Source organism: Nitratireductor arenosus, assembly GCF_009742725.1.
Classification (GTDB): Bacteria; Pseudomonadota; Alphaproteobacteria; order Rhizobiales; family Rhizobiaceae; genus Mangrovimarina; species Mangrovimarina arenosa.
Genome location: NZ_WPHG01000001.1, coordinates 655,112 through 669,705, shown reverse-complemented (window position 1 = coordinate 669,705; position 14,594 = coordinate 655,112). Strand labels below are relative to the sequence as shown.

Genomic DNA, 14,594 nt, shown 5'->3' with positions numbered 1-14,594 from the left:
ATTAGTGTCCCGCCTTGCCCGCGAGTTTCTGGTTGGTGCGGCGCACATAAAGGCTCAGCGGGAAAATCGTCACGAAGTACAAAACCGCGATCGCGGACAGAAATTCGACGTAAGCAAAGGTCTTGGAGCCCAGGACCGAAGCCTGGTAGGCCATTTCCGCAACGCCGATCGCCGAAAGCAGGCTGGTTGCCTTGATCAGTTCGGAGAGAAAGCTAATCAGCGCCGGCATCATGCGGCGAATGGCCGGCGGCATGATGATGCGCATCCAGATGACCCGGACCGGAATGCCGAGCGCCAAGGCGGCCTGCACCTGCCCGCGGCTGGCGGAATTAATGCCGGCGCGGAATATCTCGGCCAGATAGGCCGACGCGAACAGGCTGAGCGCCAGGATGCCGCTGGCTTCCGCCGTCAGACGAAAGGAAAACAGCAGCGGCAGGCAGGAATAGACCCAGAAGATCAGGACGACTTCGGGAATGGTGCGGAAGAAATCGATATAGGCGACGGCAAACCGATACGGCCAGCCCCGGCCTTCCAGCTTCATGAAACAGGCGACAAGCCCCAGGACCGTACCGATCGCAAGGGACGCGGCGCAAATACGCAACGTCACGAGCAAGCCCTGCAGGATGAGAGGGTAGTTGTTTACCAGGTGCTGGATTTCAAAATTCATCACACCCTCCGCTCATTTTGCCGCGCGTTCGAGACGCAGGGTGAGTTGGCTCAGGATGTAGCCGAGAACGAAATAGATCACGGCAGCCGCGGTAAACAGCTCGATCGGCTTGTAGACCGCATTGCTGATCCTGTTGGTGATCGTCATCAGTTCGCTGACCTGCAACACCGACAGGATGGAGGACGCCTTGAAGAAGCTGATCGTGAGATTGACCAGCGCCGGGATCATGGATTTCAGGGCCGGCGGCAGGATCACCCGCCCCCACGTCGTGCGTGCCGGCAGCCCCAGGGCGTAGGCGGCCTCCCACTGCCCTTTTGGGACGGATTCGATGCCGCCCCGCACGATCTCGGAGAAATAGGCGCTGGCCTGCAGGGCGATCGCGATCGTTCCGCTTTGCAACGCCGTCGTGTTCCAGCCGGTAAAGACCGGCAGCGCGAAGTGAATCCAGATCAATTGAACCAGGATCGGCGTGTTGCGGAACAATTCGACATAGGCAACGACGACCCAGCGCACCAGCGCCAGCCGCGATTGCGACAGCGCGGCGAGCACGGTGCCCGCCGTAAGGCCGCACAGGCCGGCGATGGCGGTCAGGTAAAGCGTCACCATCAGCCCCTTGGCGAGCGCAAGCCGGTAGTCCCACACCACCGAAAAGTCCAGCGAGGCGAGAAGCTGCCAATTGACGTATTTCCAGGCAGCGACGCCGATCAGCGCGAGCGTGGCCATGACGGCGACCAAGCCCCAAGGTGAGCGCTTCTCCTCGACCTGCTCCTCCAGTGCGAACATCATGCCTCCCGTTCACGGTCAGGTATTTGGCCTTGATTGAGGCTTTATTTAACGTTAAATGTAGTTGCAAACCCGCTCCCCGTCAAGAGAGCTTCGAAACCTTTGGCGGCGCGCGGACCGCGCCAAAGACAGGGCGTAAAATGGGTCCCTCTTGGAACCCGAACGCAGCCCCGGCGCACGGAGCAACCAACCGGCCGACCCCGGCCTTCGGAGGACATACGGATGAATGAGTGCGTGCGGATCGGGATGATCATCCCCAGCGGCGGCCCCGAGGCCGACTACTACGCGTTCGAGCAGGTGGCCGACGCGGGCGTGAAGCTCTATTTCACCATTTCGCGGATTGGCGGCGCGCACGGCAACGACCACGATCTGGACGCCTTGCGCGAGACGGGTCAACTCGCCTGGATCACCGAGGCCGCCCAACGCCTGCGCGGCTTCGATCTCGACGCCATCACCTGGGCCTGCACCAGCGGCAGCTTCATGTCGGGAAGCGCGTTCGCCGCCCGCCAGGCCGAAGCGATCGGCCAGGCGGTGGAGGCGCCGGCGACCAGCACGTCCCTATCCTTCGTGGACGCCATGCGTGGTCTCGGCCTGCACAAAGCCAGCGTTCTGGCCACCTATCCAGAGCCCACAGCGCGCGCGTTCTGCTCGTTTCTCGGCGAGGCCGGACTGTCGGTCGACGCACTCACCTGTCTCGACATCCCTACCGGTTGGGATGTTCCCGCCCTCCCCACCGAGACCATCGTCGAAAAGGCCGTCGAAGCGTTTTCGCCCGGTTCCGACACGCTGCTCATTCCCGACACCGCAATGCCCAGCCTGCATTTCATCGAAACGCTCGAGGATAGGCTCAATGTGCCGGTGCTAACGGCCAATGCAGTGACGCTGTGGGGAGCATTGGAACTGACCGGACGCGGGCCCTCGGTGTCTGGGTACGGGACCCTGCTCGGCCAGGCAATTTAACGGCCGCGATCCGCGTAGGCTGTCAACGGCAGAGTAGAAGTCGGCCATTGGGCGGCGCAATAGTAGGCCAGTTGACGCTGCAAGCGGGGAACATCGTGAGGGCGTATAGGCCTTGGACGACGTCTTCTCGACGGTGGCCTGGGCAGATATAAATAGATGCCGCAACCGGATAGCCCCGTTCCGTGATCTGCGCCACAGCATCACGCTTGAACTCATCAGTGGAATTGCCGGTCCCCATCATGGCTTCCTTGCCTCAAAATTGGGGAAGAAGGCGTCTACAAATCTAGGGGCTATTCAAGGGTTGCTGGCGAGCGCACGTTCTTCCACGAGCTCATTTGGGACGGATAGCAGCCGTCTATGACTCAGTGTACAATCATTTCAATCAGGAACGTCATCTCTACAGCCGATCAAACTTCAAGCGGAAGCGCACCGCCGCTCTGGCCGTGTGGCGTCAACTTCTGGCTGCATAGGGCAGGGCACGTTCGGCAAACGGAGACCGGTTTGCGTTTGTCTGACACCTCCGCCATCTGCTTTTGGTCCATTCCGAGGACATGGCTTAACTTTCTCCGGGGCGAATGGGTTTGCTGCGGGTTCGGCCCTGTTATCGTCATTGTCGAAGAATCCGATGTCATAGTCGAGGAATGAGACGAGCCAGATCTGGTTCTCGACTTCTCTTAGGCCGATGATTTGTCCGGCGAAGACCTGGCTGAGATTGATCTTGTTGCGCTTATGGCAGATGCGGCCGCAGCTTTTTCGCACGGAAACGACAGAGGTTCGCCTTCATGGCCAGGCCACGAAGTTCCGGCAGATACTCAAACGATTTCATCTGACGATGGACAGTTCTGGCGGCGATGGCCGACCGGAGTTTGAAGAGCAGTGACCGGACCCTGGCGCAGGACGTATCGCTGGCCAGGCGATGAAGACCCAAACCGTCGACCACGCCGTGATCACGTCAGTTCGCCTTCGTGAAACCGTACGGATCAACATTAGCGAGACTCGGCCTCGTGAGTATTCGCTCTGATGAGTACCCTCCCTAAGAAGAGTTTCCGATTTTGTTATTCAGGAACGAAATAAATGCGTTGGCGGCCGGAGATCGAGAATGGTTCTTTCTCGAATAGATGTAGAAGGCGCGCATGATGCGCCCGGCCTCGATTCGAGCGAATCTGACTGCAAACTGGTCCGCAAAACTTCGCGCATACTGCGGCGCGGCCGTAACCCCCAATCCGAGACCGACAAATGACAGCGCCGTCGTTAGATAGCGGACGTTGGTTGTGCGGGCGTCGGGGATGGGCAGTTTCGCCCAGATCGTGCGTTCCAGGTAAAGCGTGAAGTCGTCTGAATATTGTATCCAGTTTTCGCCGCGCAGATCCTTCCATGTCAGGCAATCCGCATCGCCCAGCGGGGAGTTTCTCGGCAGGGCGACCTGGATCGGTTCCTCCCACAACGGCTCCGCCGCGATTTCTGCCGGAGCGGGGCGTTGCGGGCCTATTCCGATCTCGGCCTCGTTGTCTTGGACGGCCGAGACGATGCGGTCGCCGGTCGTGTCCATGACATGCAGGCCGATATCCGGAAAGGCAGCCATGAATTCGGCTGCGAGGGGCGGAAGCCAAGAGCAGGCAAGCATCTGCGGAACGGCGATCCGAAGCGTGCCCCGACGTAGCGCCTTCAGGTCCGCCGCACCCTCATGAACCTGCCGGAGATCCTCCAGCATGCGCTCGGTGATGGGAAGCATCTGGCGTCCGACCTCTGTGAGCTGGGCGCTGCGCTGGACGCGGTTGAAGAGTGCCAGGCCATATTCGGCCTCGAGTTGACGCACGAGCATGCTGACGGCGGATTGGGTGAGCTTCATGTTGCTGGCGGCAAGCGTGAAGCTCTGTGTCTTCGCGACCTCGTAAAAGGCGCGCAACTGACGCAGGGTGATGTTCATCAGGTTATCTTATGTTTCTAGAATCAAAATTCATTTGTCTGATATTACTCATCCAAATACGATGCACAACAAGAGGGTGATCAAGAATTAGCATTGGGCGGACGGCTTGCATTTCGCAATTTTGGGAACGGGGGTTGTCGGCGCATGCGCCGGGGCATGGTTGCAGCGAGACGGCCACAAGATCACCTACATTGATCCGCGCGAGGCAGGCGAGGCATGCTCGTTCGGCAATGCCGGGTCGCTCTCGCCGAGTGCCTGCCTGCCTGTCGGCATGCCGGGAATGTGGCGCAATATCCCCAAATGGTTGCTCGATCCGGACGGCCCGCTGGTCATTCGCGCGCACTATCTTCCGCGCGTGCTGCCGTGGCTGCTTCGTTTCATGCGAGCCTCGAACGAGAAGGAAGTCGCGCGCATCGCCGGCGCCCTGCGCAATCTCCTGCGGCCGGTATTCGATGCCTACGAACCGTTGCTTCAGCGCGCGGGCGCAATGTCGCTGATCAGACGAAACGGCTGTCTCTACGTCTATTCGTCGCGCGAATCCGCCCAACGGTGGAAATGGGGAATGGACCTCAGGCGCAGTCTCGGTGTCGAGATGCAAGAGGTCGACAGCGAGGAACTTGGCGCGCTTGAACCGGAACTAAAGGGCATCTTTCGGTTCGGACAGTTCGCACCGGATAACGGATCGACGCCCGACCCATCGGCGCTCGTAAAGGCGATCTACGGCCAGTCGATCAAGGATGGTGCGATCCACATGCGTGCCGCCGCGACCGGTTTCCAGTTGCGCGACAGCGTTGTTGGCTCGGTGTTGCTCGACGACGGCGAGAAACTGGACGTGGACGGTGTGGTCATCGCCGCCGGAGCTTGGTCGAGTGCCCTCGCGCGCAGGCTCGGAGCCCGCGTGCCGCTCGAGAGCCAGCGCGGATATCATGTAACCGTGAAAGATCCGAATATCCGACTGAACCGAAACGTGATGGCGGTCGAGCACAATATAATGGTCAATCCGATGGAGGCCGGTCTTAGGCTCGCCGGCACGGTGGAGTTCGCCGGGCTCGACGCGGAACCGCGCTATCGCCGTTCGGAGGCACTGTTCCGCAAGGGGCAGGACCTCTTTCCGGGTTTGAAGGGTTCGGAAAACTCCTACTGGATGGGGCATCGCCCCTGCTTGCCCGACAGCCTGCCCGTAATCGGCCGCGCGCCAGCCGCGGAGAACGCGTTTTTTGGTTTCGGGCACGGACATGTCGGCATGTGCGGCGGCGCGACAACCGGACGCGAAATCTCCCACCTCGTTGCCGGTCGCGATACGGAAATCGATCTGGAGCCCTTCAGTCCGACCCGTTTTCAATAGCAACAAGAAGTCGAAATCAACAGAGGAAGGCAGAATCATGAAAACGAGAATCGATCGGAGATCACTCCTCGGCGCAGCCCTCGCAATCGCCGCGGCAACCGGCCTGTCGGCCGGCCTTGCTTCGCCGGCCGTTGCCGCCGACGGTTATCCCGAAAAGCCGGTTACGCTGGTTGTCCCGTTCCCGCCGGGTGGTTCGACCGATCTTCTCGCCCGCCAGATCGGTGAGGCAATCTCCGGTCCCCTCGGCCAGCCGGTCGTCGTGGAGAACCGCGGCGGCGCAGGCGGCACGGTCGGCGCGAATTATGTCGCGACCTCCGACCCCGACGGCCACACGCTTCTGATGGGCGTCACGGGCTCCAACGCAATCAGCGCCGCGCTACGTGACGATCTGCCCTATGACCCGGTGACCGACTTCGACCCTGTCTCGATCGTTATCGCATCCCCGCTGGTACTTGTTGTCAATTCGGAAAGCAAATTCAACAGCGTCGCGGACGTGATCGCCTATGCGAAGGAAAATCCGGAGACCTTCACGCACGGAACACCCGGTGTCGGCACATCAATGCACATGACCGGTGAGCTTTTCGGACTGGAAACAGGCACCAAACTCCTGCACGTGCCCTACAAGGGCAGTGCGCAGGCCCTGCAGGATCTGCTTGGCGGGCAACTCGACGCCATGTTCGGCGACATCCTCGTGACCTCCGAACACATCAAGACGGGCCGTCTGCGGGCGCTCGGCGTCACCTCGACGCAGCGCCATTACATGCTGCCGGATGTGCCGACGATCGAAGAGGCCGGTATCGACGGCTACGCCGCCTTCTCCTGGCAGGGCATCTTCGCTCCGGCTGGCACGCCGCCGGAAGTCCTCGGCACGCTTTACGCCGAAATCGCCAAGGCGCTCGAATCGGACAAGCTGCAGGCCTTTTTCAAGGAGAAAGGCTTCCTCATCGAGAGCATGCCACCGGCAGAGTCGAAAGAGTTCATCGCGAACGAAGTCAAAAAATGGAAAGGTGTTGTCAAGGCCGCTGGGATCGGACCGAAGTGACACACGGCCGTCGGGCTGAACCAAAAAGAATAGACGGGCTGTCCGCAAGGGCAGCCCGCCAAAGGCGGGACGGACGCGCATGACAGTTCACACACCCCTGAGGGACTATTCGGCCGCGGCGGTTGTGGCGGCGTTCGGGGCCGGTCTTGCCGCGATGGCATCGACCTATCCGCTTGGTAAGATGTTGCGGCCGGGGCCGGGATTCTTTCCGCTGGTGATAGGTTGTCTGATCGCCGTGCTCGGAATCGTGATTGCGCTGGAAAGCTGGTACGGCTCGCGGCAGGCGGATGAAGGGCCCGCGGATGAAGGCGCTCCGGGTCCGGACGCCTTCGGGTGGCGTGCCGTGCTGTCAGTCACGATCGGTATGGTCGCTTTCGCGGCACTGGTGGATCGCACCGGTTACGTCGCGGCTACTTTCGCGCTGGTGTTCATCTCGTCACTGGGCGAAATCCGCCGCAACTGGTGGGCCGTCGGCGGCATCGCCACCTTCATGGCGGTATTCGGCTCCTTGCTCTTCATTTGGGGGCTCGGGCTGCCGGTCAATGTTTTCGGGCCCCGATGAGTGATTTCTACGCCCATATCGCGCTTGGCGTTGCCAAAGCGCTGAGCGTCGAGGGACTATTTTTCTGCTTTGTCGGTGTGACGGTGGGCACGATCGTCGGCGTCCTGCCGGGAATCGGCCCGCTTGCGGCGATTTCGCTCGCGCTGCCGATGACATATTATCTCGACCCGACCGCCGCCCTCATCATGCTCGCCGGCATCTTTTACGGTGCGCAGTATGGCGGATCGACCGCCTCAATTTTGCTGAACCTGCCGGGAACGGCGACCGCGGCGATCACCTGCCTCGACGGCTATCCGCTCGCCAAGCAGGGCAAGGCGCCGCTGGCTCTCTTCGTTACCGCGATAAACTCCTTCGTCGGCTCTTCTTTTGCGATCGTTCTGGTGATGGGGTTTGCACCCATCATCGCGGAATTGGCGCTGGAATTCTCTTCGGCTGAATATTTCTCAGTCATGCTGCTGGGTCTGATCGCCGCTTCAACGATGACTGTCGGCTCGCCGTTCAAGGGGCTTGCGATGGTCGTGTTCGGGATCGCCCTTGGACTTGTCGGAACGGACGTGAATACTGGCATGTTCCGCTTCAATTTCGGCATTCTGGAACTCGCAGACGGGTTCAGTCTCGTGGCGCTCGCGATGGGCCTGTTCGGCGTCGCGGAAATCATCGCGAATATCGGCGGTGAGCAGGGCAAGCCGATGGCAGTGGGCCGGATCGGTTTTCGTGAGATGTGGCCCAAGCGAAATGAGTGGAAACGTATCTGGGCGCCGACCTTGCGGGGCTCGGTGATCGGATCGTTTGTCGGAGCGCTTCCCGGTACGGGTCCGGGGATTGCGTCGCTCATGGCCTATGCGTCTGAGAAGCGTCTTTCGAAGACGCCGGAAGAGTTCGGTAAGGGCGCGCTCGAAGGTATCTCGGCACCGGAAGCGGCAAACAATGCTTCGGTCCAGGCGGCGTTCATCCCGACGCTCAGCCTTGGCATACCCGGCGATGCCGTCGTCGCTGTGTTGCTCGGTGCGATGATCCTGCACGGCATCACGCCAGGGCCGAATCTGATCAATGACCAGCCCGAGATGTTCTGGGGTCTGATTATCAGCTTCTGGATCGGGAACCTGATGCTCCTCGTGCTAAACATCCCGCTGATCGGTCTTTGGGTCAGGCTTTTGTCGATTCCTTATCACCTGCTTTATCCGGCGATCCTGGTTTTCATATGTGTCGGCGTCTATTCGTCCGACAACAACGTCTTCGACATATTCGTCGTACTCGGCTTCGGCCTTGTCGGCTACCTGATGCGCATCTTTGATTATCCGGCGATGCCAGTGCTGCTCGGGTTCATCCTGGGGCCGTTGATGGAGGAACACTTCCGCCGCGCCTTGCTGCTCGGGCGTGGCGACATCACGACCTTCATCGACCGTCCGATAAGCCTGGCATTCCTGGTGGTCAGTGCCGCGTTCCTTGCCGCGGCATTTCTGCCGGGGCTTCGCAAGCGTTTCGCTGGAAACTGAAGGCGGTCTATTCCACAGCGCCGTGGCGTAGGCCGGCCACGAAACGTCGTCCGGGGGGGTCGAGAGCGGCGATGCCGAAAAGCCAGATACGGGGTTGTAAGTGATCGTCTCCTCGCCATTCGCAACGCAGGCATTCGGCTTTATTCCGGTGGCTGGTTTCCCGTCGCATCCCGCTCTATCAGAAAGTCCTTCCATTTACTCCGGGCAAGTCCATCCTTGGGAGGGACGAATCGCGAGATGGATGGAGCCGATGGCTCGGGTCGGTTGACGCGAAAGCGTATAGGCGCATTCGATGGGCCTTAGGGCCTGGGAGCAATGTCACCGGCGAGACGGCTTTCGTTCGAAAGCAGTTCAAGAAATTTGAGTGCAGGCGGGGAGAGTGTATGGCCGTGGCGTTTGTAGACATACAATACGCTGCTGATTTGCGGTTCGACCAAGGGAACAAAGCGCACTTGAAAATCCTTGTGGAGCGCGTCCGCGTATTTTGGCGCGGTGGTAACCCCGCCGCCTTGACCGGCCAGGGCGAGAGCGGTGGTCAAGCGTTCGACGATGGTCGCGTCATCGGGTAGGCGTGGTATATCCAGCTGGCCGAGCGCGGCCTGGATCTGCTTGCTGAAAGTGCTTGGATAATAGATCCATTTTTCGTCACGCAATTCACTCCATTTAATCGAATTGCGTCGGGCGGCGCGATGCGACGTTGCGCAGACAAGGCAGATCGGCACGCTACATAAAAATGTGCGTTCGACGCTCGGATCGCTCGACCGTTCGGGACCGATTCCCAATTCGACCGCGCCGCGTGCCACTTCCACGGGGATGTTGGTCAAAGGGGTATCCAGCAACTTGATCGCAATCGCGGGATGTGTGTCGTTGAGGATGGTCAGTATTGGCGGCATCAGCGTGCAAGCCATGACTTCCGGCACAGCCATACGTAGAGACCCGCTTTGCAACTGCTGGATTTCGGAAGCGCGCAACGCGATTAGATCCAGTTCGTCCATCATGCGCTGGGCGATCGGGACCAGTTGCAGTCCCATTTCCGTTAAGATCAGACGTTTTCGCTCACGACTGAACAGATCAAGACCAATCTCGGTTTCCAGCTGACGTATTATCATGCTTACAGCCGACTGGCTCAGATGGAGACGGTGAGCAGCACGTGTGAAGCTGCCGCTCTCGACGGTGGCTAAAAAAGCGCGGAGTTGTCGCAGGCTTACGTTCATAAGGCCGTCTTATGATGTGAGTGAAAGTTCGCGTTTGACGTTGCTGCAATATAAATTAATTTTGTCACTGTCTTTCATATTGAGGTGAGGCAGTAGAATATGCCGTTGGTAACGTTTATAAATAGCATGAATACCTCAAATACTATAGATGTTCCTGTTGGCGAGACATTGATGCGTGCGGCTGTAAACAGCAACATCGATGGTATATTGGGGGAGTGCGGTGGCGCATGCTGCTGTGCGACCTGCCATGTCTATCTTGATTCGACTTCGGCTCCCGATGTGCCGCGCGTCGGGGAGATGGAGCAACAAATGTTGGATCACGTTGCCGAGCCGCGTCGGGATGACAGTCGGCTTGCATGTCAGCTCGTCGTCGATTCTTCGATGGAAGGATTGCGCGTGACGATTCCGCAGACACAACTTTGAACATCTGAAAACCCAATCACAACTTGCGGGACGAATGCGTCCTCACTTCAGGAGGAGGAATATTCTATGAGACAGAAATCATTTAGCATCGGGCCGGAAGATAGCCCGTGGGAGCCTGCGGATTATAACATCACATGGACGGACGGGAATGAATATGGTCGCTTTCGCCGTGTTCTGCGGCGTGACGACCATGGCCTTACGATCATCGCACGCTTCATCGCTCCGGAAGGCAAGGCTTGGAAAATCGTTGGCCGCGCACCGGAACTGGGTGAAGAAGTATACCTGCTCAAGGGGGCCTACTATGATACTCAGGGCAGAATCGTCGCGCCAGAGGGGTCCTTCATGTTTAACGCACCCGGCGCTTTGCATGGCGGCATATCCACCGACATGACGGCACTAATTCATTGGTGCAGCGGCAAGCCCGACGATATCGTGTCGACCGAGTTGATCGATTTTGTGGCACGGGCCGACGCAGCTCCCTGACCTGGATTGGGTATCGATAGATTCTATTCAGCGCCGATATGTTCCCCGACGCGCGTGTGAGCATGTCGGCGTTTTTGCGGCCGTTGCGGTACAGTTCTTCTTCTGTCCGGCGGCCGTGGCCGTCACTTTCTCGACACTGCCTCGGGCCGCCAGGCGATCAGACGGTGCCTGGCCATAGGGCGTCTACCTTTTGCAGGTAAGAATTTGATACCCTTTGTAAGGTGCTAAACAGAACGGTTCCCGCGGTACCCACTAACCTGTCCTGAATCTCAACAGACTCAGGACAGAGACGAATGCGGCGTTCATCGGTTTCGTTGGCGAAAAATCCCAATCGCAATATTCCAGGGATCATCGGCACCGCCATACCGGCCGCCTTTTGCGATGTTGTGCGCGTGGAGCTGCCCACCCATGCCGTGCTTTACATTTCGGGCAAGCTTGCGACCGATGCCGAGGGCAACATCGTCAGTGCGAGCTTCGAGGAGCAGTGCGACAAAACCCTGCAGAACATTCGTGAAGTCCTGACGTATCAGGGCGCGACGATGGACAACATCGTGCGCACGCTGATTTTCGTGACCGACTTGAGTGATGAGAATCTACGCATCCTCCACGAAGTCCGCGGCAGGTATTTTTCCCGCGACGCTTTCCCGGCGAGCACACTCGTGGAATGCACGAAACTTGTCCGCCCGGGTGGCAAGATCGAGATCGAGGCCGAGGCGATCATCCCGGCCTGATTCCACAAAACCGCAGAAAGCTGAGAAGGGGAACCAATGAAAACGCTCAAGGCAATTCTGACACTAGGAACGGCTCTCTTCGCATCGTCGACCCATTCCGCATCCGCGCAGGAATACGAACTCAAGCTGTCCAGTATGCTGCCCGCGGTCACGACGCATCACAAACAGGTTCTTGTTCCCTGGGTCGAGATGTTGGAGGAGAAATCCGGCGGCAGGCTCAAGATAGCACTGTTTCCCGGCTCATCGCTCTGCAAGCCGACGGAACAGTATGGCTGCGTGGAAGCAGGGCTAGCCGACATTGCGTACGGTATTCCGGGCTGGTCGCCTGGCAGGTTTCCACGCACAAGCGTTGCTGAACTACCGTTCTTGTTCAAGTCGGCAGAAACGGGCTCCAGCCTGCTCGCGGAGCTCTGGGATGATTACGTCTCCAAGGATTATCCGCGCGTTCAGGTTCTGGCCATGAACACGCAGCCGGCCGGCCACATCAGCACCAAGACCAAGCCTGTCGGCAAGATGGAAGACCTCAAGGGTCTCCAGATCCGTACCCCGACGGCCGTCGTCGGCGAGATGGTTCAGGCGCTCGGGGCCCAGCAGGTCGGCATGGCATCATCGGAAATCTACCAGGCGATGCAGCTTGGCACGCTCGACGGTCTGGTGCTGAACTATGAAGGGCTTCTTGCGTTCAAGTTGGATGAAGTGACGAAGTACCACACGGAAGTCTCCGCCTACTCCACGACATTCGCTCTCTTCATGAACAAAAAAAGCCTGTCGGGGCTGCCCGAGGATCTTCAGGCCCTCATTCTTGAGAGCACGTCGCCCGCCTCCGGCTACTGGGCGGAGATCGGGGCCAAATGGGATGGAAACGACCAGAACGCACGTTCGGCGCTTGTCGAGAAGGGGCATGAAATCATCACCCTGTCGGCCGAAGAGCGGGCCAGGTGGCAGGAGAAAACCGCGGCAATCTATGACGAATGGGTCAAGTCGGCCGAAGAGCGTGGCGTCGACGATGCGGCCGCGCTTCTCGATGCCGCACGCGGTATCGTCGCGGAAAGCGGCGAACACAAGTGAGTTCGACCCGGATTGCGCGGCGCGTCGAGACAATCTTGCGTCTCGTCGCGCTGCTATCCGGGTTGGTGTTGGTGCTGACCGGGGTCGCGACCGTCATCAATGCGATCCTGCGTTCGTTCTTCGCCTCCGGCATTCCGGCAATGGTCGAGATGTCGGGTCCGATACTGGCAGCTTGCATCTTTCTCGCGTTGCCATACGCGACCTTGTCGGGCACGCACGTCAAGGTCGTCCTGCTGACCGATCGGTTGCCAGGGCAAGTCAACCGGTTCTTCAAGATTGTCGGCGCGCTCGCCGTATCTGCAATGTGCGCGGCCGTGGGCTACTGGATGTATTTTCTGACCTTGGATGCGGCCGAAATCGGGATGACAACCTTGTCCTCGCCGATCCTGGTGGCGCCTTTCATGGCCGTGGGAACGCTCGGTGCTTGGCTGGCCGCCCTGGCGGGTTTCATGCTTGCCGTTAGGGAGGCGCGAACTCACCCGGAAGACGCAGCCAGCACGCCATCAGAGGAAACCACCTTTGAGTAGCATCGTTGTAGCTTTGAGCGGCTTTGCGGCGATGTTGCTGCTCATGCTCCTGCGGGTTCCGATCGCGGCGGCGATGGCCATCACGGGTGTGATCGGGACCGCGATGATTGCCGATTGGGACGCGGCGTTCTACGTGCTCAGGAGCGCGCCGTTCGAGCGGGCCAGCTCCTATACATTCTTGACCATTCCGCTGTTTTTGTTGATGGGCTACACAGCCGCCCGGTCGGGCCTCAGCCGCGACCTGTTCCGTGTCGCCAATGTCTGGTTCGGGCACTGGCGCGGCGGTCTCGCGATCTCGGCCGTTTTTTCCAGCGCGCTGTTCGGCGCGATATCCGGTTCTTCGCTGGCGACGGTGGCAGCCGTCTGCACAATCGTTCTGCCGGAGATGCGGCGATACGCCTATTCCAATCCCCTTGCCTTGGGATCGATCGCGGCCGGCGGAACGCTCGGGATCATGATTCCGCCGTCGATCATATTCATCTTGTTCGCGATCATAACCGAGACATCGCCCGCGGCGCTGCTTCTGGCCGGCATCGTTCCCGGCATCATTGGCCTAATCCTGTTCATGATCGTCATCATGATCTGGGTAAGGCTCCGCCCGGGAGATGCACCGGCCGGTGAACGCCACGGCTGGAAAGAGCGGTTCCGCAGTCTGCTGGACATCTGGCAAATTGTCATCCTGTTCGCAGCCGTTATCGGCAGCCTCTATGCCGGCGTGGCGACCCCGACCGAGGCCGCCGCATTTGGCGCGATCGGTACCATCTTGCTCGGCATGGTGCGTCGAAGCCTGTCCATCGCCGACTTCAAGTCGGCCGTCTTCTATACAACCGCGACAACGGCCATGATCTTTCTCATCATCATCGGCGCCGATCTGTTTTCGTTCTTCATTGCATTGACACAGATGCCGATGGAGGTCGCACAATGGTTCTCCCAATCCGGGCTGTCGACGGCCTCGCTGCTGGTCGGTATTTTCGTGATCTATCTCCTGCTGGGAGCAGTAATGGACGAAATCTCCATGCTGCTGCTCACTCTTCCGGTATTTTTCCCCCTGGTCACCTCGCTGCAGGTCGATCCGATCTGGTTCGGTGTGATGGTCGTTCTCGTCTGCCAGATCGGCATGCTGACGCCGCCAGTGGGCATGAACGCCTACATTGTAAGCGGTTTCGCCAAGGACGTGCCCATCCAGACGATCTTTGCCGGCGTGCTGCCGTTTGTCGCGGCGCTGATCGTGCTCGCCGCCATTCTCAGTATCTGGCCGGGGCTGCCTTCCCTGATTCTGCCTGGTTGATAGCCGTCCGCGAGCAATTCGGGGCGATGTGCGTGCCCCACGCAATCACAAGCCGCACAGAAGTCGGAGCACAATTAT

Annotated in this window: 15 protein-coding genes; 11 read left to right on the top strand and 4 right to left on the bottom strand. The window is 59.4% G+C overall.

Annotated features, from left to right (window positions below):
- Position 1: 1 nt before the first annotated feature.
- Entirely contained in the window at positions 2-667 is a 666-nt protein-coding gene (locus tag GN330_RS03175) for an amino acid ABC transporter permease (RefSeq protein WP_156711214.1), read from the bottom strand.
- A 12-nt stretch (positions 668-679) separates the two neighbouring features.
- Entirely contained in the window at positions 680-1,450 is a 771-nt protein-coding gene (locus tag GN330_RS03170; RefSeq protein WP_197435014.1) for an amino acid ABC transporter permease, read from the bottom strand.
- 222 nt (positions 1,451-1,672) lie between these two features.
- Between GN330_RS03170 and GN330_RS03165 the strand changes: the two genes are divergently transcribed.
- Positions 1,673-2,410 carry a maleate cis-trans isomerase family protein gene (locus GN330_RS03165; RefSeq protein ID WP_156711212.1) on the top strand — a complete coding sequence of 246 codons (738 nt, stop codon included), beginning with the start codon at positions 1,673-1,675 and terminating at the stop codon, positions 2,408-2,410.
- Between the two features lie 1,033 nt (positions 2,411-3,443).
- On the opposite strand, the gene GN330_RS03155 is transcribed toward GN330_RS03165, so the two are convergent.
- Entirely contained in the window at positions 3,444-4,337 is an 894-nt protein-coding gene (locus GN330_RS03155; protein ID WP_156711210.1) for a LysR family transcriptional regulator, read from the bottom strand.
- A gap of 106 nt (positions 4,338-4,443) precedes the next feature.
- Between GN330_RS03155 and GN330_RS03150 the strand changes: the two genes are divergently transcribed.
- From GN330_RS03150 to GN330_RS03135, 4 genes are all read left to right on the top strand, one after another.
- Entirely contained in the window at positions 4,444-5,682 is a 1,239-nt protein-coding gene (locus GN330_RS03150; protein ID WP_156711209.1) for an NAD(P)/FAD-dependent oxidoreductase, read from the top strand.
- Complete coding sequence (locus tag GN330_RS03145; protein WP_197435013.1) at positions 5,624-6,724, top strand: Bug family tripartite tricarboxylate transporter substrate binding protein; 1,101 nt, start codon at positions 5,624-5,626, stop codon at positions 6,722-6,724. The genes GN330_RS03150 and GN330_RS03145 overlap by 59 nt, the downstream gene beginning before the upstream one ends.
- Positions 6,725-6,803: 79 nt before the next feature.
- Positions 6,804-7,286, top strand: coding sequence for a tripartite tricarboxylate transporter TctB family protein (locus tag GN330_RS03140; protein ID WP_156711208.1), 483 nt, complete (start codon positions 6,804-6,806; stop codon positions 7,284-7,286).
- Positions 7,283-8,782, top strand: coding sequence for a tripartite tricarboxylate transporter permease (locus tag GN330_RS03135; RefSeq protein ID WP_156711207.1), 1,500 nt, complete (start codon positions 7,283-7,285; stop codon positions 8,780-8,782). The genes GN330_RS03140 and GN330_RS03135 overlap by 4 nt, the downstream gene beginning before the upstream one ends.
- Positions 8,783-9,081: 299 nt before the next feature.
- Here the strand turns inward: GN330_RS03135 and GN330_RS03130 are convergent, their stop codons facing one another.
- Entirely contained in the window at positions 9,082-9,996 is a 915-nt protein-coding gene (locus GN330_RS03130; protein ID WP_156711206.1) for a LysR family transcriptional regulator, read from the bottom strand.
- 99 nt (positions 9,997-10,095) lie between these two features.
- Here GN330_RS03130 and GN330_RS03125 point away from each other — a divergent pair, with 99 nt between their 5' ends.
- The 6 genes from GN330_RS03125 (at position 10,096) to GN330_RS03100 (ending at position 14,516) form a co-directional block, all read left to right on the top strand.
- Entirely contained in the window at positions 10,096-10,419 is a 324-nt protein-coding gene (locus tag GN330_RS03125) for a 2Fe-2S iron-sulfur cluster-binding protein (RefSeq protein ID WP_156711205.1), read from the top strand.
- A 66-nt stretch (positions 10,420-10,485) separates the two neighbouring features.
- Positions 10,486-10,902, top strand: a complete 417-nt coding sequence (locus tag GN330_RS03120) for a hypothetical protein (RefSeq protein ID WP_156711204.1) — start codon at positions 10,486-10,488, stop codon at positions 10,900-10,902.
- 293 nt (positions 10,903-11,195) lie between these two features.
- Positions 11,196-11,633, top strand: a complete 438-nt coding sequence (locus GN330_RS03115) for a RidA family protein (protein ID WP_156711203.1) — start codon at positions 11,196-11,198, stop codon at positions 11,631-11,633.
- 36 nt (positions 11,634-11,669) lie between these two features.
- A complete protein-coding gene (locus GN330_RS03110; protein WP_156711202.1) occupies positions 11,670-12,701 on the top strand; it encodes a TRAP transporter substrate-binding protein in 1,032 nt (343 codons plus the stop codon).
- A 35-nt stretch (positions 12,702-12,736) separates the two neighbouring features.
- Positions 12,737-13,228: a TRAP transporter small permease gene (locus GN330_RS03105; RefSeq protein WP_197435012.1), complete on the top strand. Its 492-nt coding sequence runs from the start codon at positions 12,737-12,739 to the stop codon at positions 13,226-13,228.
- A 13-nt stretch (positions 13,229-13,241) separates the two neighbouring features.
- A complete protein-coding gene (locus GN330_RS03100; RefSeq protein WP_156711200.1) occupies positions 13,242-14,516 on the top strand; it encodes a TRAP transporter large permease in 1,275 nt (424 codons plus the stop codon).
- Positions 14,517-14,594 lie beyond the last annotated feature (78 nt).

Coding starts and splice junctions, on each gene's coding strand:
- GN330_RS03175 (WP_156711214.1), bottom strand. CDS start 667: ATGAATTTTGAAATCCAGCACCTGGTAAACAACTACCCTCTCATCCTG.
- GN330_RS03170 (WP_197435014.1), bottom strand. CDS start 1,450: ATGTTCGCACTGGAGGAGCAGGTCGAGGAGAAGCGCTCACCTTGGGGC.
- GN330_RS03165 (WP_156711212.1), top strand. CDS start 1,673: ATGAATGAGTGCGTGCGGATCGGGATGATCATCCCCAGCGGCGGCCCC.
- GN330_RS03155 (WP_156711210.1), bottom strand. CDS start 4,337: ATGAACATCACCCTGCGTCAGTTGCGCGCCTTTTACGAGGTCGCGAAG.
- GN330_RS03140 (WP_156711208.1), top strand. CDS start 6,804: ATGACAGTTCACACACCCCTGAGGGACTATTCGGCCGCGGCGGTTGTG.
- GN330_RS03135 (WP_156711207.1), top strand. CDS start 7,283: ATGAGTGATTTCTACGCCCATATCGCGCTTGGCGTTGCCAAAGCGCTG.
- GN330_RS03130 (WP_156711206.1), bottom strand. CDS start 9,996: ATGAACGTAAGCCTGCGACAACTCCGCGCTTTTTTAGCCACCGTCGAG.
- GN330_RS03125 (WP_156711205.1), top strand. CDS start 10,096: ATGCCGTTGGTAACGTTTATAAATAGCATGAATACCTCAAATACTATA.
- GN330_RS03120 (WP_156711204.1), top strand. CDS start 10,486: ATGAGACAGAAATCATTTAGCATCGGGCCGGAAGATAGCCCGTGGGAG.
- GN330_RS03115 (WP_156711203.1), top strand. CDS start 11,196: ATGCGGCGTTCATCGGTTTCGTTGGCGAAAAATCCCAATCGCAATATT.
- GN330_RS03110 (WP_156711202.1), top strand. CDS start 11,670: ATGAAAACGCTCAAGGCAATTCTGACACTAGGAACGGCTCTCTTCGCA.